This window comes from Kitasatospora sp. NPDC085895 (assembly GCF_040702125.1).
In the GTDB taxonomy this organism is placed as follows: Bacteria; Actinomycetota; Actinomycetes; order Streptomycetales; family Streptomycetaceae; genus Kitasatospora; species Kitasatospora arboriphila.
In genome coordinates this window covers 1-1,102 of the sequence record NZ_JBFBJY010000250.1, presented here as the reverse complement: position 1 = coordinate 1,102, position 1,102 = coordinate 1, and the positions used below count along the sequence as shown (strand labels likewise).

Here is a 1,102-nt window from a genome sequence, read left to right as displayed (position 1 = left end):
CGCCTGGCACGCGTCCGGGCGCTCCTTCGCCGTGGCCACCGTCGTCGGCGTCTCCGGCAGCGCCCCCCGCGACCCCGGCGCCGCGCTCGCCGTCGACGAGACCGGCGAGGCGATCGGCTCGGTCTCCGGCGGCTGCATCGAGAGCGCCGTCTACGACCTCTGCCAGCAGGCGATCCGCACCGGCGAACCCGTCCTGGAACGCTTCGGCTACAGCGACGAGGACGCCTTCGCCGTCGGCCTCACCTGCGGCGGCATCCTCGACGTCCTCGTCCAGCCGGTGGTGCCCGGCACCGACCACGCGATCGACACCGGCATCGCGTACATCGCCTCCGGCACCCCCGTCGCCCTCGCCCGGATCGTCTCCGGCCCCGACGCCCTGCTCGGCGCCGCCCTCGCCGTCACCGCCGACGCCCACCACGGCGGCCTCTCCCCGGTGTCCTCCGCGGCCGCCGCCACGCCCGGGCCGACCACGCTGTCGCTGGAGCACTCGATCGTCGCCGAGGCCCGCGCCATGCTCGACGCCGGCCGCACCGGCACCGTCGTCCTCGCCCTCGACGGCCGCCCCTGCGACCCCACCGACCAGGGCACCGTCACCGTCTTCGTCGAGTCCCACGTCCCCGCCCCCCGCATGATCGTCTTCGGCGCCATCGACTTCGCCGCCGCCGTCGTCCGCATCGGCAAGTTCCTCGGCTACCACGTCACCGTCTGCGACGCCCGCCCCGTCTTCGCCACCCACCGCCGCTTCCCCGACGCCGACGAGATCGTCGTCGACTGGCCGCACCGCTACCTCGACACCCAGCACCACCGCATCGACGGCCGCACCGTCCTGTGCGTCCTCACCCACGACGCCAAGTTCGACATCCCCCTGCTGGAGCGCGCCCTGCGCCTGCCCGTCGGCTACATCGGCGCCATGGGATCACGCCGCACCCACCACGACCGCAACACCCGCCTGCGCGAGACCGGCCTCACCGAGGCGGAGATCGCCCGCCTCCGCTCCCCCATCGGCCTCGACCTCGGCGCCCGCACCCCCGAGGAGACCGCCGTCTCCGTCGCCGCCGAAATCGTCGCCCACCGCCGCGGCGGCAGCTGCCTGCCCCTCTCC

1 protein-coding gene is annotated in these 1,102 nt (G+C 75.0%); it reads left to right on the top strand.

The genetic code is table 11. The features are described 5' to 3' along the window. Nucleotides 1–31: 31 nt before the first annotated feature. Nucleotides 32–1,102 (top strand): XdhC/CoxI family protein (locus AB0442_RS42615; protein ID WP_366168870.1); only part of this gene is annotated, 1,071 nt, incomplete at its 3' end.